The sequence below is a fragment of the Streptomyces geranii genome, assembly GCF_002954775.1.
In the GTDB taxonomy this organism is placed as follows: domain Bacteria; phylum Actinomycetota; class Actinomycetes; order Streptomycetales; family Streptomycetaceae; genus Streptomyces; species Streptomyces geranii.
In genome coordinates this window covers 73,206-93,318 of record NZ_PJME01000029.1, presented here as the reverse complement: position 1 = coordinate 93,318, position 20,113 = coordinate 73,206, and the positions used below count along the sequence as shown (strand labels likewise).

At 69.4% G+C, this 20,113-nt stretch carries 17 protein-coding genes; 6 read left to right on the top strand and 11 right to left on the bottom strand.

Annotated features, from left to right (window positions below; all coding sequences use genetic code 11):
• Position 1 precedes the first annotated feature (1 nt).
• The 4 genes from CW359_RS28620 to CW359_RS28605 all read right to left on the bottom strand — a co-directional run bounded on the left by CW359_RS28620 (position 2) and on the right by CW359_RS28605 (position 2,510).
• A complete protein-coding gene (locus tag CW359_RS28620; protein ID WP_157968655.1) occupies positions 2-601 on the bottom strand; it encodes a hypothetical protein in 600 nt (199 codons plus the stop codon).
• Between the two features lie 110 nt (positions 602-711).
• Positions 712-1,098: a hypothetical protein gene (locus CW359_RS28615; protein WP_105973053.1), complete on the bottom strand. Its 387-nt coding sequence runs from the start codon at positions 1,096-1,098 to the stop codon at positions 712-714.
• The gene (locus CW359_RS28610) at positions 1,079-1,963 is read right to left on the bottom strand and encodes a methionyl-tRNA formyltransferase (RefSeq protein ID WP_105973052.1); all 885 of its coding nucleotides are present in this window, start codon (positions 1,961-1,963) and stop codon (positions 1,079-1,081) included. Before CW359_RS28610 ends, CW359_RS28615 begins: the two co-directional genes overlap by 20 nt.
• Positions 1,964-1,982: 19 nt before the next feature.
• Entirely contained in the window at positions 1,983-2,510 is a 528-nt protein-coding gene (locus CW359_RS28605; RefSeq protein WP_105973051.1) for a DUF6879 family protein, read from the bottom strand.
• A 249-nt stretch (positions 2,511-2,759) separates the two neighbouring features.
• Between CW359_RS28605 and CW359_RS28600 the strand changes: the two genes are divergently transcribed.
• Positions 2,760-5,216 carry an ATP-binding protein gene (locus CW359_RS28600; RefSeq protein WP_232838646.1) on the top strand — a complete coding sequence of 819 codons (2,457 nt, stop codon included), beginning with the start codon at positions 2,760-2,762 and terminating at the stop codon, positions 5,214-5,216.
• Here the strand turns inward: CW359_RS28600 and CW359_RS28595 are convergent.
• Together CW359_RS28595 and CW359_RS28590 are read right to left on the bottom strand one after the other, a co-directional pair.
• Positions 5,213-5,854, bottom strand: coding sequence for a hypothetical protein (locus CW359_RS28595; RefSeq protein WP_105973049.1), 642 nt, complete (start codon positions 5,852-5,854; stop codon positions 5,213-5,215). The two genes, CW359_RS28600 and CW359_RS28595, sit on opposite strands and share 4 nt — an antisense overlap.
• A 31-nt stretch (positions 5,855-5,885) precedes the next feature.
• Complete coding sequence (locus tag CW359_RS28590) at positions 5,886-6,791, bottom strand: DMT family protein (RefSeq protein WP_105973048.1); 906 nt, start codon at positions 6,789-6,791, stop codon at positions 5,886-5,888.
• Positions 6,792-7,007: 216 nt separating this feature from the next.
• On the opposite strand from CW359_RS28590, the gene CW359_RS28585 reads away from it, so the two are divergent.
• A complete protein-coding gene (locus CW359_RS28585) occupies positions 7,008-8,249 on the top strand; it encodes a hypothetical protein (protein WP_157968654.1) in 1,242 nt (413 codons plus the stop codon).
• Positions 8,250-8,308: 59 nt separating this feature from the next.
• Here CW359_RS28585 and CW359_RS28580 read toward each other — a convergent pair whose 3' ends face one another.
• Complete coding sequence (locus CW359_RS28580) at positions 8,309-10,138, bottom strand: bifunctional metallophosphatase/5'-nucleotidase (protein WP_105973046.1); 1,830 nt, start codon at positions 10,136-10,138, stop codon at positions 8,309-8,311.
• 263 nt (positions 10,139-10,401) lie between these two features.
• Here CW359_RS28580 and CW359_RS28575 point away from each other — a divergent pair, with 263 nt between their 5' ends.
• On the top strand, positions 10,402-12,390 hold the full coding sequence (locus tag CW359_RS28575; RefSeq protein WP_105973045.1) for a hypothetical protein: 1,989 nt from the start codon (positions 10,402-10,404) through the stop codon (positions 12,388-12,390).
• A 96-nt stretch (positions 12,391-12,486) separates the two neighbouring features.
• Entirely contained in the window at positions 12,487-13,092 is a 606-nt protein-coding gene (locus CW359_RS28570) for a Uma2 family endonuclease (protein WP_105973044.1), read from the top strand.
• 76 nt (positions 13,093-13,168) lie between these two features.
• Here CW359_RS28570 and CW359_RS28565 read toward each other — a convergent pair whose 3' ends face one another.
• Entirely contained in the window at positions 13,169-14,452 is a 1,284-nt protein-coding gene (locus tag CW359_RS28565) for an adenylosuccinate synthase (protein WP_105973043.1), read from the bottom strand.
• Between the two features lie 195 nt (positions 14,453-14,647).
• On the opposite strand from CW359_RS28565, the gene CW359_RS28560 reads away from it, so the two are divergent.
• Positions 14,648-15,553 (top strand): diacylglycerol kinase family protein, encoded by a 906-nt coding sequence (locus tag CW359_RS28560; protein ID WP_105973042.1) that lies wholly within the window; start codon positions 14,648-14,650, stop codon positions 15,551-15,553.
• Positions 15,554-15,566: 13 nt separating this feature from the next.
• On the opposite strand, the gene eutC is transcribed toward CW359_RS28560, so the two are convergent.
• Together eutC and CW359_RS28550 are read right to left on the bottom strand one after the other, a co-directional pair.
• Positions 15,567-16,367, bottom strand: a complete 801-nt coding sequence (gene eutC / locus CW359_RS28555) for an ethanolamine ammonia-lyase subunit EutC (RefSeq protein ID WP_105973041.1) — start codon at positions 16,365-16,367, stop codon at positions 15,567-15,569.
• Positions 16,364-17,758 carry an ethanolamine ammonia-lyase subunit EutB gene (locus CW359_RS28550; protein WP_105973040.1) on the bottom strand — a complete coding sequence of 465 codons (1,395 nt, stop codon included), beginning with the start codon at positions 17,756-17,758 and terminating at the stop codon, positions 16,364-16,366. Before CW359_RS28550 ends, eutC begins: the two co-directional genes overlap by 4 nt.
• Before the next feature lie 153 nt (positions 17,759-17,911).
• Between CW359_RS28550 and CW359_RS28545 the strand changes: the two genes are divergently transcribed.
• The gene (locus tag CW359_RS28545; protein WP_105973039.1) at positions 17,912-19,429 is read left to right on the top strand and encodes an APC family permease; all 1,518 of its coding nucleotides are present in this window, start codon (positions 17,912-17,914) and stop codon (positions 19,427-19,429) included.
• 118 nt (positions 19,430-19,547) lie between these two features.
• Here CW359_RS28545 and CW359_RS28540 read toward each other — a convergent pair whose 3' ends face one another.
• The gene (locus CW359_RS28540) at positions 19,548-20,045 is read right to left on the bottom strand and encodes a GbsR/MarR family transcriptional regulator (protein ID WP_105973038.1); all 498 of its coding nucleotides are present in this window, start codon (positions 20,043-20,045) and stop codon (positions 19,548-19,550) included.
• Positions 20,046-20,113 lie beyond the last annotated feature (68 nt).

Here is a 20,113-nt window from a genome sequence, read left to right as displayed (position 1 = left end):
CCTACACCGGCTGGCCCTCCGTGCCCGTCCACGGCTCGTACTCGAAGCCGTTGCCGACGTACCAGCCCAGGCGGCTGGTGCCGCAGGCGGCGCTGTGGAAGTCCAGGAAGTCGTAGTTCGTGGCTTTGATGGACTTCTTGGGGAAGGTCACCGACAGTTCGGTCACGACACTGCCCCGCGCCGGGATCGTGCCCAGCGACAGAGTGGCGGAGTTCCACAGCGGCAGGGACCCGTTGGTCCTGCTGTTCCAGTGGAGGGTCGCCTTGTGCCAGTGGCCGGTTCCGATGCGCCACTGCACGAGGGGTGCCGGGCCACGGTTCTTCATCAGGTTGCCGATGGCGAAGACGTACGTCGCCCTGGTCAGCTTCGCGTTCTCCGTGTTGCGCACCCGCAGACGCGCGTGCAGGGCCAGTCCCGCGCGATGTGCGGTGGGGGTCACCGTACCGGCGAGGTCGGAGGCCGTCACCGCTCCGTACCGGCAGGCGTACGCGGCCGTGGCGGCCTGAGCCGGAGCGGCGTAGGACGCCGTACCCATGACACCGGCCGCGACGACGAGCGCCGCTCTTCGTGAAACCGTTCTTCGGGAAACCGTGGTTCTCAATGTGCCCTCCTCAGCGGCCCGATCCCATCCCGGCCGGGAGTGAGCGTCAATGATCTTTCCCGAATCATTGCCGGAACCAGGAGAGTCCAGGGGAGACCCTGAAGCGCGCCCTAACCCCCGAAGTGCAGCGGCCCGTTGATGTCCCGGGCCTGGACCACCGGCCCCTGGACCGTGCCCCCGGAGATCTCGTTGCGCACGTCACCCGAGCCCGTGCGCGTACCGTCCAGCGCCTCCGCCTCCCGGCGCCAGGTGTCGAGGGCCTGCGCGAAGGCGGGGTCCTGCCGGGCCCGGAGGGCAAGTACCTCCGCCAGCTCTCGGGCCCGCGTCGGACTGTCGGCCGCCTCCCCCAGGGACGTCAACTCGCCCTCGCCACGCGGCTCCCCGACCGGCGACCGACGCCGGACCAGATCCCGCAACGAGGCCCAGATCTGCTGTCCCGCCGCCCCCGCCGTACCTCCGGCGAGAGCCATGAGCAGCTCAGGTGCGATGGGGTCCACGGACGCCCTTCCCCTCCGGAACCTCTTCGGACTCCGTGATCCACAGGGGCTTTCCGTCGCCGCACGTCATGAGGACCCCCTCGGCCGGTTCAAGGCTGGTGCGCTTCACATGGAGCCAGATGTCGCCCACCTGGGCAAGGGGGCGGTCCGGTGAGCGCATGAAGCGATGTGTCCTGACCTGGTCGTGGATCGTGCGGGCGCTGTCCGACCAGCGGATGACGGAGAACTCGGCCTCCATGAATCCCGCGTAGCTGGCCGCCGAGTCGTCCTGGGGCTCGCCGGCGTGACCGGCCGCCGCCCGGTCCAGTGCCGTGCGCAGCAAATCGCGAACGACCGGCATCGCCTCGGTGTAGTAGGTCGCCCAGTCGATGTCGTCGGCCAGGGGAATTCCGTCCCGCTGAGCGAGAACATTCCCGGTGTCGAAGTCGTCGTCCATTCGGTGCACGGTGACACCGCCGATCGGGTCACCATTGCGAATGGCCCACAGCAGCGGCGCCGGACCTCGATACTTCGGCAGCATGGAGACATGGATGTTGAGCGCACCGAGCCTCGGAATCGCCAATAAGGAAGGCGGCAGCTTCCAGGCGAATCCGAACACGATCAGCAGATCGGGCCGGTAACTCTCCAGCATGAGACCGAGTCCTTCGACACTGCCGGGGAGCAGCAAATCCATCCCCGGTGGAATCGCACCGAGAATCGCCGAGGTTGTTTCACCGGCGTCGCCGAGATTCGGGCCGCCGGAGCGCAGGGAACGGCCATAGAAATACGCCACCGGGAGATGACCGGCGTCGGTGCACGCCGTATGGATGGTGAAGAACTCGGCGGGCCCGGAAGAGATCACACCGATTCGCAGAGGGGTCGGCATCTTCCCTGTTCCTCGTTCCTCAGGCCAGGCTGTACTGGCCGTGCGGAATGCCCAGCTTCCAGACCGATTCGAAGGCGCCGGCACACACGTCCACCACGTGGGGATCGCTGCTCAGTTCGTTGCCGACCCAGCCGCCGTCGCCGGTGAAGTGGTTGAACAGGACGGTGGACCTGTCGAAGATCCAGCAGTCGTTGCCCGGCAGCGCCAGGCCGGAGGCTCGGGTCCGCGGCAGCCAGCGCACGTCCTCACCGGCGGCGATGTTCTGCGGGGTGCCCTCGTGCTCGAACCGGATGTACTCGGTGACCGGTTCGGAGACGATCCGGGCCCGGCGGAGCTGGACACCCCGTGCGGCGGTGGCCCGCATCAGGTCGAGCCAGCCTGCCTTGCTCGCGGCGTCGGCCTCGGGTCCCCAGTCACCGGCCCGCCACCTCTTGATGTCCGCCTGTTCCTCCGCCACGGCATAGTGATCCCGCATTTCCAGATGCCAGGCGGATTCACGACAGGAATGGAAAAGCCGGGCCCAGCCTTCTGCGTCGAGAGACTCCATTCACATCATCCTTCGTCCTTCGGCAGATAGGAGAACAGTGACGCGGGCACTCGGACGACTGTTTCCCCGTCCGGTATCTTCAGCTGCGCCAGATCAGCCGGGTCGCCGATCAAATAGCCCTGCACAATGAAGTCGCCACTTTCCTCGTCCCGGTACAATCGCAGCGAATGTCACCTTTAGCCGATCATGGCACTCTTATGCGGGACAAATCCAGTACCCCTTGACCAAGACGGAGAGAACAAGCCAAAGATGGACGACCTCGCGGGCACGGCCGGCAACGTCGTTCAGGCCCGTGAGGTCCGGGGCGGTGTGCATTTCCACGGTGCGACGTCCACGGCGGCACCCCGCCCTGCCCAACTGCCCGGTGATGTGGGCGGCTTCGTCAATCGGGTCGATGAACTGTGTTTGCTGCACGCCCTGTTGGAGATTCCGCTTCCCGGAATCCAGCCGGATTCGGGGGCGTTGCTCATCGCCGTCGTCGTCGGCACGGCCGGAGTGGGCAAGACATCGCTCACCGTCCGCTGGGCACACCGGATCAAAGAGCACTTTCCCGACGGACAGCTGTACGTCAACCTGCACGGCTACGACCCGGGCCCGCCGGTGATCGTCACGGATGTCCTGGGCCGTTTCCTCCGTGCGCTGGACGTGCCGTTGGAGCACATACCCACCGGCGAGGAGCCACGCGCGGAGCTGTTCCGGTCGGTGACGGCCGGGCGCCGCGTGCTCATCGTCCTGGACAACGCCGCCACCGCCGGCCAGATCCGGCCACTCCTGCCCGGCTCCTCAAGCTGCCTGGTGGCGATCACGAGCCGTACCCGCATGTCGGGTCTGGTGGTACGAGAAGGGGCACATCGAGTGGGTGTGGAAACGCTGTCTCAATCCGAGTCCGTGCAGTTGCTGCGCACCGTCTTCGCCGGATACCGCACCGGTGACGACGAAGAAGAGCTGGCCGAGTTGGCGCGATTGTGCGCCCGGCTGCCACTGGCCCTCCGGATCGTGGCCGAACGGGCCGCGGCACGGCCACGTATGCCGTTGCGGGACCTGATCGCGGAACTGCGCGACGAGTCCGGGCTGTGGGACGCGCTCTCGGTGACCGGAGAGGGCGAGGCCGAGGAAGCGGACGCGGTGCGCACGGTGTTCGCCTGGTCGTACCGCACACTCAGCCCGCAGAGCGCCCGGATGTTCCGGCTGCTGGGACTGCATCCGGGACCCGAGTTCAGGGTGGAGGCCGCCGCCGCCCTCGCGGCCACCAGCGCGGTCCGCGCCCGCCGGCACCTCGACGGCCTGGCCGCCGCGCATCTGCTGGAGGAGTGCGGTCACGACCGCTACCAGTTCCACGACCTGCTGCGCGCCTACGCCGTCGACCAGGCCCAGCGCGAGGAGTCCCCGGAGGACCGGCGGGCCGCGCTCGGCCGTGTCCTCGGCTGGTATCTGCACTCCGCTGCCGCCGCCGCACGGGCGGGCTCGTCCTCGTACACCATGCCGCTGGACCTGGAACCGGTGGACGAACACGTCGTACCGATGTCCTTCGGCGCCCGAGCCGAGGGCACCGGTGACACCGTCGGCACCAACGGCTCCGACAGCAGCGGCGAAGCCGACGGAAAGGGCGCCATCGCCTGGTACGAGACCGAGCGCGACAACCTGACCGCCGCGGTCCGGGTCGCCGGTGCCGCCGGTCTGGACCGGATCGCCTGGCAGATCCCCGCCGTCCTGACGATGGTCATCGCGGACCGGGAGCCCGCCGACACCTGGCTGCCCGCCCAGCGGACGGCCCTCGAATCGGCTCTCCGGGCAGGCGACCGGTACGGGCAGGCGATCACTCTCGACAATCTCGGCATCGCCCACCGGCATCTCTTCCGGCTGCCCGAGGCCGAGGAATACTTCAGTGCCGCGCTCGGCACCTTCCAGGAACTCGGGGACGTTTTCGGAGTGGCCCGGGCCGCCAACGGCCTTGGTGTGACCCATATGTTCGCGCACCGGGTGGAGGACGCCACCACCTGTTTCCAGCAGGCGCTGGAGCAGGCGGGCGAACTCGACGATCTTCTCTACACCGGCGCCTTCACCCGGAATCTCGGCTGGGCGCTCCTCGAATGCGACGAACTCGACCGGGCGGAGGAATTGCTGAACCGCGCGGCCGGCATTCTGGCCGACGCCGAAGAACCCCTTGAGCAGGCCGAGGCACTGACCCTGCTGTCGGCCGTCCACCGGCGAGCGGGACGGTTCGCCCCGGCGAACGACACGGCCGAGCAGGCCCTGGCCATCGCGGGCGAGGCCGACGGCAAGCTCTTCGAGTCCCTCGCCCTCCTCGAACTGGGCCGCACCGCCCTGGCACGGGAGGAGGGCGCCGAAGCCCTCGTCCATCTCCAGCAGGCCGCCGCCCTGTTCCAGCGCATCGGTCGCCCCGACCTCCAGGCCGCCGCGTGGGACACGACCGGCGAGGCGTATCTCCTGCTCGGACGGGTCGAGGACGCCGTCGGGTTCCACCGGCAGGCGTCCTCGGCGTTCCGCGCCAGGGACGACCGCTGGTCCCTGGCACTCTCCCTGGCCCGCCTCGCCACGGCACTGACCCGGCAGGGAGTTCCGCAGGAGGCACAGGACCGGCGCCGCGAGGCTCTTCGGCTGCTCTCGGCCTTCCACGACACCGTGGCGGAGGCGAGGCGATCGGAGGTGGCGGCGGCAGCAGCAGCCACCCAGCCGGAGACCTAAGCGGCCATCGCCCTGGCCATGGCCGCCACCGGCCCCCGAGTAGTCAGCCAAGCGCTCGTCCCCGGCATGAAATGCACCTCCCGCGGCCCCCTGAACCCCAGCGGACGCAACTGGTCCCCGTGGCGCGGTGACATCGTGATCGCTATCGATGTCGCCGTCTCCTCGTCGACCGCTCGCAGGCCCGGGGTCAGCAGGTCGGCGGCGACCGTGTGGTCCCAGGACGTCGTGTCGTCCAGGGCTCCGACGATGACCACCTTCCAGTGCGGGATCTCCGGGCCCGCGTCCTTGAGCCACATCGGCCAGATCGGCAAGTCCTGGGGGCCGGTGGCCAGTTCGCGGGCCAGGAGGCTGCTGAAGCGGGTGTCGGGGGGCTCCGAGCCGACGCCGGGCGGCAGCCAGACGGCCGCTGCCAGGAGGCCGCCCTCCGCGCGCTCGGCCACCCAGATGCGGCCCTCCTCCAGGGCGTAATGGGCCAGTACGAGACGCATCGCGCTCTGCTTCTGCTCCCAGTCGTCCGAGGGCGCCGGCGCCGCGATCATGCGGACCACCGCCGGTACGTCCACCAGTTCCGCCGCTCGTACGGTCGTCCCGGTGCGCGAGTTCAGCGAGTGCAGCGGGGGCATCGTCATCGTCGTCATCTTGCTGGGCTCCATCTTTCTTGGGGGGGGGTCAGGCCGCTCGGCTCGCGCCGGTCAGGATTCGGGGGGTGGGGCGGGGGAAGCGGGACACCCTCGCCTCCGGGCCGGGCTCGGGTGCGGGCTCCTGGCGCTGGGGGGCGCTCAGCAGCACCACGCCCCGGGACGCCGCCAGCGCGCCCGCGATCGCGAGGGCGGCGCCGGTCCCCCCGTACTGGAAGCCCTCGCCCAGCAGCGTGACGCCGATGGCCGCTGCCGTGACCGGGTTCACCAGGGTGAGGGTGGCCAGGGGGCCGCCGAGGCCGCTGCCGTACGCCTTCTGCGCCAGGAGCAGGCCGCCCGCCGCGAAGGCCACCGTCAGGACCGCTGCCGTCGCCGCGCTCCACGACAGCGTCGGGTCCACCGCCAGTTTCTGGGCCAGCGTCGAGCCGACCGCGGAGGCGATGCCGGAGGCCGTCGCGTAGGCGAGGCCCGCGCGGGGCGAGCGGCCCGCGGCGATGCTCACCAGCACCGCGACGACCGCCGCCGCGGCCAGTGCGACCAGCAGGACCTCGTTCGTGCCGAGCGCGCTGTCCGACGTACCGCCCGAGGCGGTGACCGTCAGGAGGGCGGTCAGGCCCGCGAGGGTGAGGGCCATGCCGCGCCACTGCGTGCCCGAGGTGCGGCGGCGGGCCACCAGCGAGCCGAGGGGCACCGCGACCACCAGGGTCAGTACGCCGAGCGGCTGCACCAGGCTCAGGGGGCCGTAGCGCAGGGCGACCACGTGCAGCAGGGCGCCCGCCGCGTTGAGGAGCACCGCCCACCACCACGAGGGCCGGACGAGCGCGCCGCGCAGCCCCGGCGTTCCGGCCGCCGTGCGCTCCTGGACCACGGCGGCCGTGGCGTAGCAGAGCGCGGAGACGAGGGAGAGGGCGAGGGCCAGCAGCACCGGAGAGTTCATCGTCGCCAGCCCTTCCATCGATACGAAACGGTTTCGTACCGACAAGCTACGACGATCACGATCGAAACGCAAGCGTTTCTTTAGTGGGTTCGGAAGGCGTCGGGGAGTAGCCGCTGGTGACGGACTCGCGGGGTCCGGATAAAAGGTCCATTCACCCCACAACCATCCGGTCGCCACACCGTCTTACAAGCACAACCAGCGAATCCGGGGGGATTCATGTTTCGCACCGTTCGTGCAGGCCGTCCACTGACCTTGGGCGCGGCCGGTCTGCTGCTGTCGCTGGGCGCGGTCGCCGTCGCGCCCGCCGCCATGGCCGAGCCGGGGGCGCCGACCACCCCGTCGGCCGGGCCCTCGCAGACCTGCTGCGACACCACGCTCTCCGTCGACGGGCCCGCCGCCGTGGGTCTGGCGGGGCAGCCGGTGGAGTTCACCGAGAAGATCACCAACACCTCCGCCACCGAGACCCAGAAGCTCTTCCTCAACCTGGTCGCGGACGCCGGCGCCGGCCTGCCGAAGAACGGCCTGGCGATGTACTACCGCACGGACGCCGGGGCCTGGGAGCAGGTGGCGATGGAGTACAGCGGCGGCTCGTTCCAGGGCGCGCTGCCGATCACCATCACGCTCGGCCCGGGCGAGAACCGGGTCCTCCACCTGCGCCTCGGGCTGCCCATGGGCGAACCGCACAACGGCGACAGCAACGGCGGTGCGAGAACAGTCCAGTTGACGTCGTCCGTCGGGGCGGCCGACGGTTCGTGGGTCCTCCAGGCGCGTGACGTCCGTACGATCCCGGTCCAGGGCCTGTCCGCCGCCCTCACCGGCGTGCTCGCGACGGTCGTGCGCGGGGTGCCGGTCGAGTTCAGGGCGACGGTCACCAACCCGACGCCCTCCGAGTACGTCAACCTCAACAGCGTCCTGTTCACCGACAAGGACGCGACCGTGCAGGTGCGGCGGGACGGCGCCTGGGTCACCCTGCCGCCGGTGGCCGCCGACGATCCGGGCCGGGTCGGCCACTATCTGGGCAAGCGCGACCACACGCTCCCGGTGGGCAGCACCAACTCGGTCCCGGTACGGGTCACTTGGAAGGACGGCGCCCCGCTCGGCAAGTCCGTCCTCACCCAGAGCGTCATCGTCAACGAGGGGTCGGTCCCGTTCCGGGGCACGTACGTCGGTGCCATGTCCGTCCAGGTCACCGTGACCGGCGGCCAGTCGGCGTCCCCGAGCCCGACCCGGACCACAGACCCGACCCCGACCTCGACACCGTCGGCCTCCGCCTCCGCCTCCGCGACACCAACCGCCACGCCCACCACGGCGCCCGCCACCCCCACACCCACCACGGGTACGGAGTTGGCGAGCACCGGCGGCGACGGCGGCACGCTCGCGCTGTCCGTCGGCGGCGCCGCGCTGGTCTTCGCGGGCGGCTCCCTGGCCGCCTACGTCCGGCTGCGCCGCCGCGCGTAGGCAGAGACAGACAGAGACAGGCAGAGACAGGCAGACAGAGATAGGCAGAGACGGAAGGGTCAGCCGGTGAACACCGCCGTCCCGCCCTGCGTCAGCTTCCAGTTGGTGACGGCGAAGTCGGCGGGGTTCAGGCTCCCCTTCGACGTCACGTAGTCGATCATCAGCTGACGTATCTCGTTGGTGGAGCTGTACGCGATGTCGGCGGTGGCGATGTGCGGGTAGCCGCTGCCGCCGTTGGCACGGTAGTTGTTCACCGCGACGACGAAGACCTGGTCGTCGGCGACCGAACTGCCCTGGTACGAAAGGTTCTTGATCCGCGAACCCTCCGCCGCCGCGATGTCGATCTCGTAGTCGACCCCGGCGGCGGTGTCGTACATGTAGTCCCAGAAGCTGTTGGCGTTGGTGAGGGTGGCCGTGTCAACTGCCGTACCGGATGGCACCTGGTGGTAGTACTTCGCCGCGAACTCCAGATAGTCCTTCAGCTGAGCACCCGTCAACTTCTTGCCGTACAGCGTGTTGTCGTAGATGTAGAGCCCGGCGATGTCCTTGATGGTGACGCTGCCGGCCGGGATGTCGGCCGTACGCGAGAAGGGCGCGGCGACGGAGATGAGCGGCAGGGCCGCATCGGAGGCTGACAACCCCGCCTTGACCGTGTCCATCTGCACCTGGTGGATGAAGTCCATGATCGGGACGTCCTTCCAGCAGGACTCGGCGGCGGAGAGATCCTGAGTGCAGGTGCCCACGGCCGTGTTGACGTACTTCACGACCAGCTCGTGGTCGGCCTCCAGGAGCTTCCTGATCTCCGGGTCCTCGTCCACCGTGCTGGGGTTGAGGGTCTGCGCGGTCTTCTTGGTGACCTTCCACTGCCCGCGCACGAGTTCCAGCTCGAAGTCGAAGACGCTGAGCCGGTAGCCCCAGCAGTACGGCTCGGAGAGGAGGACGTCCGCGCCGGTCTCGTCGTTCTTCACGGTGTACGAGGGCACCTCGACGTGGGTGTGGCCGACCAGGATGGCGTCGATGCCGGGGACCTGCTGGGCGACGAGGTTCGAGGCGTTCTCGACGTACGGCAGCGAGTCGCCGTAGGACGAGGAACCGTCGAGCCCGGAGTGGTCGGTGAGGAAGACGACGTCGCAGCCGAGCGCGCGCAGCCGGGGCACGTACTTCTTCGCCTGCTCGACCAGCCCCGGGAAGACCATCTTGCCGCCGACGTTGTCCTTGTCCCAGATGGCGATGCCCGGGTTGGTGAGGCCGAGGATGCCGACCTTGATGTCGGGGGCGCCCGGCACCCGGATGTGCTTCACGGTGTACGGCTGGAAGGCGGGCTTCAGCGTCTTCGCGTCCAGCGCGTTGGCGCCGAGCAGTGGGAAGCGGCACTGGCTCTCGAACTTCCTGAGCAGCTCGATGCCGTAGTTGAACTCGTGGTTGCCGAGGGCGGCGGCGTCGTACCGCATGTGGTTCATCGCGACGGCCATCGGGTGCTTCGGGCCGCCCTTGTCGGTGATGGACTGCACGCGCGCGAAGTAGTAGGCGAGGGAGGTGCCCTGGATGATGTCGCCGGCGTCGACGAGCAGGACGTGCTCCTCCCCCTTCGCCTTCCGCTGCTGCTTGATGAGGGTGGCGACCCGGGCGACACCGACGGAGTTGCCCTTCGCGTCGGAATAGGCCTTGTCCAGGTAGTAGTCCCAGTCGAAGACATGGCTGTGCAGGTCGGTGGTGCCCAGGATGGAGAACGTCCAGGTCTTCGGGCACTTGGGGGGCTTGTGCCCGGCGGGCCCGGGCTGGGCGGCCTCGGCGGTGCCGGTACCGGCCGCTCCCGCGACGGCGACGGCCGCGCCGGTGACGGCCGACTTCTGCACGAACTCACGGCGGTTCATGGGCGAGATGGGCATGCGAGGACTCCCGGGCTCCTGAGCAGTTGATTGCTACACGCGTAGAGCGTGGCCGTGCGCAGGGCCTCCTTGAACCAAGAACAGGCCATGACAGCCCATGTCCCGGCCAATTCCAGCGATAAGCACCGTTCCCAGGAGCACCGTTAACCCCCTGTGAACCTGTTGTCAGTGCGGTGACCTACTCTCTTCCTTCACCAGCTCCACACAGGAGCCGGGCGGCCCCGCTCTCGGGGCGCTTTCGTACCGGGGGGTTCGAAATCACCGTGCACAGACGCACTCTGTCGACCGCGCTCGCGGTCGCACTCACATTCGGTTCCGTCGCGCTCACGACCGGCGTCGCGGGCACCGCCATGGCGGACGACCAGCGGGACCTGGGCATCGTCTCCTTCGGCGACATCGTCGTGGACGGCGTCCACCAGCGGGTCTTCGTCAGCGATCCGGACAGCGACCGGATCGTCGCCACGGACTTCCGGGGCAACTTCGTCAGGGAGATCTCCAACCTGCGCGGTGTCCGGGGCCTGGAGCTGTCCGCCGACTCGGGCACCCTCTACGCCGCCGTGCCCGACAACCTGGGCGGAACCGCCGACGCGATCGTCGCCGTCGACACCGCCACGACCACGGTGTCGGCGCAGTACCCCACGGGGGACGTGAACCCGCAGTCCGTGGCCCTCGCGGGCGGCAAGCTGTGGTTCGGCTACGGCGACCTCGGCACCGGCAACATCGGCTCCGTCGACCTGACCGACCCGGAGCACAAGGTCACCCTCGACGGCGACGCCGCGAAGCCCTGGACCGCCGCTCCGCTGCTGGACGCGGCGCCGGGCTCGAACACGCTGGTGGCCGGCCTGCCGCGCCGCAGTTCGACCGAACTCGGCGTGTACGACGTCTCGTCGGGCACCCCGACCGCCACCGCGCGCACGACCGTCGCGGGCGAGCAGCTGAAGGACCTCGCGGTCACGCCGGACGGCCAGCGGGTCGTCGTCGCCGCCCAGACCCCGTACAACCACGTGGTGTACAAGACCGCCGACCTCACGGCGGCCGGCAAGTACGCCAACACCCAGGGGTACGCCAACGCGGTGGCCGTCGCCCCCGACGGCACGGTCGCGGCTGGCAACGACACGACGTACGGCCAGGGCCTGAACGTCTACAAGCCGGGCGGCACGACCTCCGTCCGGGACTACGACTTCATCGGCGACGGCAGCACGGGCAGGCTCGCCGCCGCCGGCCTCGGCTGGGCACCGGACCGGTCCCGGCTGTTCGCGGTGACGTCCGCCGGGGACAGCAGGTACGACCTGCGCGTCCTGAACACCCCGACGAAGGCGGTCACGGCCGTCTCCGTCAGCGCGCCCACCAAGTCCGCGCGGGCGAAGAAGCTGACGGTGACGGGCAAGATCACCAGCAAGGTGAAGGTGCCCGCAGGCAGCAAGCTGACGATCACCCGCAAGGACCTGGAGACCCCGAACGGCCGCAAGATCGGCACGGCCACGGTCGCGTCGAACGGCACGTTCACCTTCACCAACAGCCCGCCGGCCGGCGGCAGGGTGACGTACACGCTGTCGTACGCGGGCGACGCGAACCACCTGGCTTCGTCGGGCTCGGACGCGGTGGACGTCTCACGCGCGGCGACGACGATCAGCCTCTCCAACAACAAGAAGACGTACGACTACGCGAAGAGCGTCAAGTTCACGGCGCACCTCGGCAAGACGTACAAGAACCGCAAGGTCGAGATCTGGGCCGACCCGTACGGCTCGGCGCCCAACAAGCTGGTCAAGGCCGGCACGGTGAACGCCAACGGCGACTTCGCGGCCACGTACAAGCTCACCCGCGACACCCGCCTGACGGCCCGTTTCACGGGCGACGCCCGCTACGCGCCCAAGTCGGTGGCCAGCACGGTCTACACCAGGGTCAAGGTGTCGACGACGATCAGCCGCCAGTACAAGAACCAGCAGGCGTACGGCCAGACCTACGCCTACTTCCACCAGGCGACGAACCCGCTGTTCACGACGTCCATGACGGCGTACCCGAACCGCGAACAGCGCCTGCAGATCGAGTACTTCTACGAGGGCGCCTGGTACGACGGCGGCTCGCAGTACTTCGCCCTCGACTCGGCGGGCGTCTCCCGCGTCGAGTTGGGCGGCACGCACGACATCGGCTACCGCTTCCGCATCCGCTCGTCGTACATCGACGGGGCATCGGGGGACAACGTGAACACGACGACGCACGGGGGTTGGAAGTACTTCATCTTCACCAAGTGAGGTGAGGCCCTGAGAGATCGGGAGGAATGGCTGCCGCTCAGTGTGCGCGTGACTACGCTGAGTGGCAGCTGGCCTGTCTCAGGAGAAGGGCGCATCATGACGTTGATGACAGAGCGACCGATCACGATACGCGGCACGGAGTCCCCCAGCTTCGAGGGCTTGCTGGACGCCCTCGACCAGCTCGGCCTGCCGGACGGCTACAGGGCCGAGATCATCGAGGGGAAGATCGTCGTGTCGCCGTGGTCGAAGGGGTACTACTCCCGCGTCATGAAACTGGTGCGCCGACAGCTTGAGGACTTCCTCCCCGAAGGCCACCTCATCGATTCGTCACCCCTTCTGTTCGTCTTCCCCGGCGTCGAGCGTGCCTACGGACCGGACATCTACGCCGCGCACGAGCGGACGCTGGAGACCGACAGCAACCGCCTCGACGGCGAAGGTCTCTCCTTCGTCGCCGAGCTGACCTCCCCCTCCACCCGGATCGACGACCTGACCGACAAGGTCGAGGTCTACGGGAAGGCGGGCGTCCCCGTCTACCTGGTCCTCGACATGCAGGAGGAAGAGGCCAGCCTGCACCTGGACCCGTACGAGCACGGCTACAAGTCCCGGCTCACCAAGCCGTTCGGCGAGAAGCTCTACATCCCCGACCCCTTCGGCTGCGAACTCGACACCGCGGGGTTCCAGGCCCCTCCGGACGAGGACTGACCCCGAAGACGACCGAACGCCCGAGGGGCACCCCGCAGGACAGGGTGCCCCTCAGCCGTTCTTCTGTTCTTCCGTCCTAGATGAACGAGTTGACCTCGATCGTCTCCGTCCGCCCCGGCCCGACCCCGATCGCCGAGATCGGTGCCCCGGACATCTCCTCCAGCGCCTTCACGTACGCCTGGGCGTTCTTCGGGAGGTCCGCGAAGGTCTTCGCCTTGGTGATGTCCTCGGACCAACCAGGGAGGTTCTCGTAGATCGGCTTCGCGTGGTGGAAGTCGGTCTGGGAGTACGGGAGTTCCTCGACGCGCTTGCCGTCGATCTCGTACGCCACGCAGACCGGGATCTCCTCCCAGCCCGTCAGGACGTCGAGCTTGGTGAGGAAGAAGTCGGTCAGGCCGTTGACCCGGGTCGCGTACCGCGCGATGACCGCGTCGAACCAGCCGCAGCGGCGGTCACGGCCGGTCGTCACACCCCGCTCGCCACCGATGCGGCGCAGGGCGTCGCCGTCCGCGTCGAAGAGTTCGGTCGGGAAGGGGCCGGCGCCGACGCGGGTCGTGTACGCCTTGAGGATGCCGATGACCCGGCTGATCTTCGTCGGGCCCACGCCCGAGCCCGTGCACGCGCCGCCCGCGGTGGGGTTGGACGACGTGACGAAGGGGTACGTCCCGTGGTCGATGTCCAGGAGCGTGCCCTGGCCGCCCTCGAAGAGGACCACCTTGTCGTCGTCGAGCGCCTGGTTGAGGACCAGGACGGTGTCGGCGACGTACGGCTTGAGCCGGTCCGCGTAGGTCAGCAGCTCCTCGACGATCTGCTCCACCTCGATCGCCCGCCGGTTGAAGACCTTGGTCAGGAGCTGGTTCTTGCCGTCCAGCGCCGCCTCGACCTTCTGGGTGAGGATCGACTCGTCGTAGAGGTCCTGGACGCGGATACCGACGCGGTTGATCTTGTCGGCGTACGTCGGACCGATGCCACGCCCGGTGGTCCCGATCTTCCGCTTCCCGAGGAAGCGTTCCGTCACCTTGTCGACGGTGACGTTGTACGGCGTGATGATGTGAGCGTTACCGCTGATCAGGAGCTTGGACGTGTCGACGCCTCGCTCGTTCAGCCCGTTCAGCTCGGAGAACAGGACCGACGGGTCGACGACGACGCCGTTGCCGATGACGGGTGTGCATTCAGGTGTGAGGATTCCGGAAGGGAGCAGGTGCAGGGCGTACTTCTGATCGCCCACGACCACCGTGTGGCCGGCGTTGTTGCCGCCCTGGTAGCGCACCACATAGTCCACAGACCCGCCGAGCAGGTCCGTGGCCTTCCCTTTACCTTCGTCACCCCACTGAGCACCGAGCAGCACAAGTGCGGGCACGCGCGTACACCCCTTCCGGGCGGGGCATGTCCAAGGCCAGGGGCGTACGTGACTGAGCTGTCGGCTCATGCCTCGTACACCGGCGACCCTCGTCGGCCGCAACCCGTCGGACCCGGATGCCCCGGAATAGACCAAGCCCCTGGCGCAATAGCGCAAGGGGCTCTTGCACAAAGATGCTACCCGAGGAAGCGAGGCATGACCGAGGTGGCGACTTCCGACCAGCTCTTCGTGGTCATCGACCCGGTCGCCCGGCGGACGGACGGCGAGTCTGTACGAATCGCGAAAGACGTGCTCAGCGCGGGTGCGACCACAAAGGTGTGCCTCCCGGACAGCCCCGAGGAATTCGCCCGGGCCCTGTCCAGGAGGGGCTCCCGAAGGCCCGTGGTGATCGGCGACGACCGGGCGCTCCTGCGCACGGTGGCCCTCCTGCACCGGCAACGCGAACTGGCCGGATGCGCACTGTCGGTCGTCCCGGTGGGCGCGACCGGCGTCCTGGCCCTGACCCGCTCCCTGGGCATCCCCACGGGCGCGGTGGCGGCGGCCCGCGCGGTCCTGGAGGGCGCGGAACGCCGCCTGGACCTGTTGGTCGACGACAGCGACGGGGTGGTGGTGGGCGCGGTACGAATCCCGGCGGTACGGGGTCCCGGCGGCGGCATCGACATCGGCCCGGCCGCCGACTCCCACGGCGGTACGGGGGTGCCGGACCCGGCGCACCACTGGCTGCGGACCTGCCAGTCCCTGGTACGCACCCTGGCGACCCGCCCCGTCCGAGGGGCGCGGTCCGCCAGGGTGACCGCGCCCCCGGGCGGCCCCGGCCCTTCCCGGCTCCGGGTCGAGGTGGACGGCGTGACCCTGGTGGACCTGGACCAGCCGGTGGAGGCGGTGACACTGACCCCCGGGGCGGCCGGCGGCGCCCGGGTGGAGGTACGGCCGGCGTCGGTGGGCGCGGAGGCGTCTCCGCTGGGGGTGGTGGGGCGGAGGGTGACGGTGTCGGGGGCGGATTTCCGCTACCGCGCGGACGCGGGGCTGGTGAGCGGGCCGGTGCGGAGGCGGACGTGGGTGGTGCGGGAGGGGGCTTGGGGGTTGACGTTGCCGGGGTGAGGGGGGTGGTGTTTCAGCCCGTTGGAGGTCCCCCCTCTGGGGGAGGGGCGGGTAGGGGCGACGGGGGCGAGTCCAGCTCGTCCTTCAGTCCCACCCCCGTCAGCCCCAACTCCCGCGCCCGCCCCATCAGCCCCACCAACTTCCCCGCCGCCACCTCGTACCCCAACCCCAACGGCGGCCTGATGTTGGACAGACAGTTCCGGTCCGCGTCCGTGGTCGTCCCGGGAAGCGGGGCGTACGTCAGATACGCGCCCAGTGAGTCCGCCGCCGACATGCCGGGGCGTTCGCCGATCAGGACGACCACCATCGTCGCGCCCATCGCGTGGGCGACGTCGTCGCCCAGAGCCACCCTCGCCTGTTCCGCGAGGATCACCGGCGCCACCCGCACCCCCACCCCCAGCCGCTCCACAGTCGCCCGCACCACCGGCGCCGCATGCTCGTGCACAGCCCGGCTGGACAGCCCGTCCGCCACGACGAACACCACGTCCCAGTCACCGCCGGGCAGGTGGGCGCGGTCGATGTCGTCCAGACGGCGCCCCAGGTCGGGGCGCTGGAGGTACGTCAGCCTGTCACCGGCCGCGCTGCGTACCCGTACCGTCGGCATGCCCGGCAGGGCCGCGGCGACCACCTCCGGAGCGAACGGCGAGTGCACCGCGTCCCTCGCCGCAGCGTGCGCGGCCTGCAGTTCCAGGCGGTGGTGGGTCGGCAGCGCCGAGCCCGCGCGCCCGAGGCCGATACGGGCCTGCGTGTGCCGACGCAGAGCCGCCCACATCGTCAAGTCGTCCGAGGACAAGGCCACTTGACCTTCCGTCATGCCGCCAGCTCCTTTCCGATCGCCGTCAGCGGGTGTGCCGTCCCCGACACGTCTCTGATCGCGCCCCGTTCGTCCAGCAGACCGATCCCCTCCAGCCACGCCTCGAACTCCGGTGCCGGGCGCAGCCCGAGGACCTCGCGGAGATACAACGCGTCGTGGTACGAGGCGGATTGGTAGTTGAGCATGATGTCGTCGCCGCCCGGGGTGCAGATCACGAACGACGCCCCCGCCACCCCCAGCATCGTCAGCATCGTCGCCACGTCGTCGTCATCCGCGTCGGCGTGGTTCGTGTAGCAGATGTCCAGGCCCATGGGCAGGCCGAGCAGCTTGCCGCAGAAGTGGTCCTCCAGGGCCGCGCGGAGGATCTGCCGGCCGTCGTACAGGTACTCCGGGCCTATGAAGCCCACCACCGTGTTCACCAGCAGCGGGTCGTAGCGGCGGGCCACCGCGTACGCCCGTGCCTCCACCGTCTGCTGGTCCACCCCGTGGTGCGCGTCGGCGGACAGCGCGCTGCCCTGCCCGGTCTCGAAGTAGAGGGCGTTGCGCCCCACCGTCCCCCGGTTCAGCTTCCCCGCCGCCTCGTACGCCTCGTCCAGCAGGCCCAGGGTCACCCCGAAGGACGCGTTCGCCGCCTGCGTACCCGCGATCGACTGGAACACCAGGTCCACCGGCGCCCCGCGCTCCATCAGGTCCACGCTCGTCGTGACATGGCACAGGACACACGACTGGGTCGGGATCCGGTACCGCTGGATGACCTCGTCCAGCAGCTCCAGCAGGTCCCGCACCGCCTTCGGGCTGTCCGTCGCCGGGTTGATGCCGATCACCGCGTCGCCCGAGCCCAGCAGCAGGCCGTCCAGCAGCGCCGCCGCCACGCCCGCCGGGTCGTCCGTCGGGTGGTTGGGCTGGAGGCGGGTGGCCAGGCGCCCCGGCAGGCCGATCGTCGAGCGGAACGACGTGACGACCCGCACCTTCCTCGCCACCGCGACCAGGTCCGCGTTCCCCATCAGCTTGGAGACGGCGGCCACCATCTCGGGCGTCAGCCCGGGCTCCACCGCCGCCAGGGTCTCCGCGTCCGCCTCCGCCGACAGCAGCCACTCCCGGAAGCCGCCCACCGTCAGCCCGGCCACCGGCGCGAAGGCGGCCAGGTCGTGGGTGTCCAGGATCAGCCGGGTCACGTCGTCGTCCTCGTACGGGACCACCGGCTCGGCGAGAAAACGAGCCAGCGGGACGTCCGCCAACGCCCAGCGCGCCGCGACCCGTTCCCGCGCCGAGTCCGCCGCCAGGCCCGCCAGCCGGTCGCCGGAGCGCTCGGGGCTCGCGGCGGCGAGCAGCCGCGCCAGGGAGTCGAAGCGGTAGCTGTGGCCGCCGAGGGTGGAGGTGTACGTACTCATGGCGCTCATGGCGACGACCGTACGAGCCACGTGTTGCGGTCAGATTTCTAAAGGTCTGGTTGACAAGTATTTAACATCCCGCCACCCTTGACCGACTCATTTGGGCTACAGAGTTCCACCTCGTCGGCAGTACGAACAGGAAGGGGCCACCCGATGGCAGTAGACGAGGGCGTAGCCCCGGCGACAGACACCGGAACCGGCGACGAAGGCACGGTTCACCGGCTGAAGCCGAACGCGATCGGTTTGCTCGGCGTGGTCTTCATGGCCGTCGCCACGGCCGCGCCGATCACCGCGATGACGGGCAACGTGCCCTTCATGGTGTCGGCGGGCAACGGCATCGGCGCCCCGGCGAGCTACCTCGTCGCAATGGTCGTCCTGGCAATCTTTGCCGTCGGCTTCACCTCGATGGCGAAGCACATCACCTCCACCGGCGCCTTCTACGGCTTCATCTCCTACGGCCTCGGCCGCACGGTCGGCCTCGCGTCAGGACTGCTCGCCACCTTCGCGTACGTCGTCTTCGAGCCGGCCCTGATCGGCATCTTCTCGACCTTCGCGACCGAGACCATCAAGGACCAGACGGGCACCGACATCCCCTGGTGGCTGTTCGCGATCCTGATGCTCGCGATCAACGCGACGGGCACCTGGTTCGGCGTCTCGGTGGCCGAAAAGCTACTGGTCGTCCTGCTCGCCACCGAGGTGACGATCCTCGCCGCGATGGCCATCTCGGTCGCCTTCCACGGCGGCGGCCCGAACGGCTTCACCTTCGGCCCCGTGAACCCGGTCAACGCCTTCCAGGGCACCAGCGCGGGCCTCGGCCTCTTCTTCGCCTTCTGGTCGTGGGTCGGCTTCGAGTCGACGGCGATGTACGGCGAGGAGTCCCGCGACCCGAAGAAGATCATCCCCAAGGCGACGATGATCAGCGTCCTGGGCGTCGGCGTCTTCTACGTCTTCGTCTCCTGGATGGCCATCATCGGCAACGGCGAGGACGCGGCCGTCAAGGCGGCCTCCTCCGCGAACCCCCTCGCCCTGTTCTTCAACCCCACCGAGCAGTACGTCGGCCACTGGGCGGTCGTCGTCATGCAGTGGCTGATGATCACCGGCTCGCTCGCCTGCGGCATGGCCTTCCACAACTGCGCCGCCCGCTACATGTACGCCCTGGGCCGCGAGGGCGTACTCCCCTCCCTCAAGAACACCATCGGCCGCACCCACGCCTCCCACGGCTCCCCGCACATCGCGGGCCTGGTCCAGACGGTCATCAGCGGCGTCCTGCTGGCCGCGTTCGCACTCGCGGGCAAGGACCCGTACACCGGTACGTACGTCCTGCTGGCGATCCTCGGCACGATGGCGATCCTCGTCGTCCAGGCCGTCTGCTCCTTCGCGGTGCTGGCGTACTTCCGCAAGAACCACCCGGAGAGCAGGCACTGGTTCCGGACGTTCACGGCACCGCTGGTCGGCGGCCTCGCGATGCTCGCGGTGGTGGTGCTGCTGGTGTCCAACATGGGCGTCGCGGCGGGCCCGGAGTCGGACTCCCTGGTCCTCAGGGCCACCCCCTGGCTGGTCGCCCTGATCGCGGCGGGCGGCATCGGCTACGCCACCTATCTGAAGCGCCGCGCGCCGGAGCGGTACGCGCTGCTGGGGCGGACGGTGCTGGAGGAGACGAAGGAGCGGTAGCGCTCCGCTCGGGGGGGGGCCGCCGAAGAACTGCCTTCGGAGTAACTGTCGTTGGGGAACTGCGGGTCGTCCGTGGCTGGGCGCGCAGTTCCCCGCGCCCCTTTGGGGCGCGTTGCCGCTAGGCCCCGCCGAAGGTCCTGGCCCGTTCCACCCGCCACCGTTCCATCAGCTTGGTCAGCTCGCCCTCCAGGAACTCGAAGAAGGCGAGCGTCTCCGCCATCCGCCGCCCCCCGGGGCTCTCGGCGCCGAGGCTGTCGACGCCCGCGCGCAGGGTCTGCTCCCAGCGCTTGAGGACGGCGTCGCGGTTGGTGATCGCCTCGTACCACTGGTCACTGTGCACCCGGTACCGCTCGCGCCGCGAGCCCGGTTCGCGCTCCCGCGACACCATGTGGACCTGGGACAGATAGCGCACGGCGCCGGACACCGCGGCCGGGCTGACCTGGAGTTGTTCGCCGAGTTCGGCGGAGGTCAGGGCGCCGGCGTCGGAGGAGAGCAGCGCGGCGAAGACCCGGGCGGCCATGCGCTGCATCCCGGCGTCGACGAGCTGGGCGGCGAAGCTCTCGACGAACCTCGACACAGCCTCGGGGTCCCGCCCCGCCGCACCCGGTTCCGCCATCCGCAGCTCATCTCCCCTGGTCGCACGCCTCCCCCAACTGTATCCGCCATTCATACGCTTCCTTAACT

Coding starts and splice junctions, on each gene's coding strand:
- CW359_RS28610 (WP_105973052.1), bottom strand. CDS start 1,963: ATGCCGACCCCTCTGCGAATCGGTGTGATCTCTTCCGGGCCCGCCGAG.
- CW359_RS28605 (WP_105973051.1), bottom strand. CDS start 2,510: ATGGAGTCTCTCGACGCAGAAGGCTGGGCCCGGCTTTTCCATTCCTGT.
- CW359_RS28600 (WP_232838646.1), top strand. CDS start 2,760: ATGGACGACCTCGCGGGCACGGCCGGCAACGTCGTTCAGGCCCGTGAG.
- CW359_RS28595 (WP_105973049.1), bottom strand. CDS start 5,854: ATGACGACGATGACGATGCCCCCGCTGCACTCGCTGAACTCGCGCACC.
- CW359_RS28590 (WP_105973048.1), bottom strand. CDS start 6,791: ATGAACTCTCCGGTGCTGCTGGCCCTCGCCCTCTCCCTCGTCTCCGCG.
- CW359_RS28585 (WP_157968654.1), top strand. CDS start 7,008: ATGTTTCGCACCGTTCGTGCAGGCCGTCCACTGACCTTGGGCGCGGCC.
- CW359_RS28580 (WP_105973046.1), bottom strand. CDS start 10,138: ATGCCCATCTCGCCCATGAACCGCCGTGAGTTCGTGCAGAAGTCGGCC.
- CW359_RS28570 (WP_105973044.1), top strand. CDS start 12,487: ATGACGTTGATGACAGAGCGACCGATCACGATACGCGGCACGGAGTCC.
- CW359_RS28560 (WP_105973042.1), top strand. CDS start 14,648: ATGACCGAGGTGGCGACTTCCGACCAGCTCTTCGTGGTCATCGACCCG.
- eutC (WP_105973041.1), bottom strand. CDS start 16,367: ATGACGGAAGGTCAAGTGGCCTTGTCCTCGGACGACTTGACGATGTGG.
- CW359_RS28550 (WP_105973040.1), bottom strand. CDS start 17,758: ATGAGTACGTACACCTCCACCCTCGGCGGCCACAGCTACCGCTTCGAC.
- CW359_RS28545 (WP_105973039.1), top strand. CDS start 17,912: ATGGCAGTAGACGAGGGCGTAGCCCCGGCGACAGACACCGGAACCGGC.
- CW359_RS28540 (WP_105973038.1), bottom strand. CDS start 20,045: ATGGCGGAACCGGGTGCGGCGGGGCGGGACCCCGAGGCTGTGTCGAGG.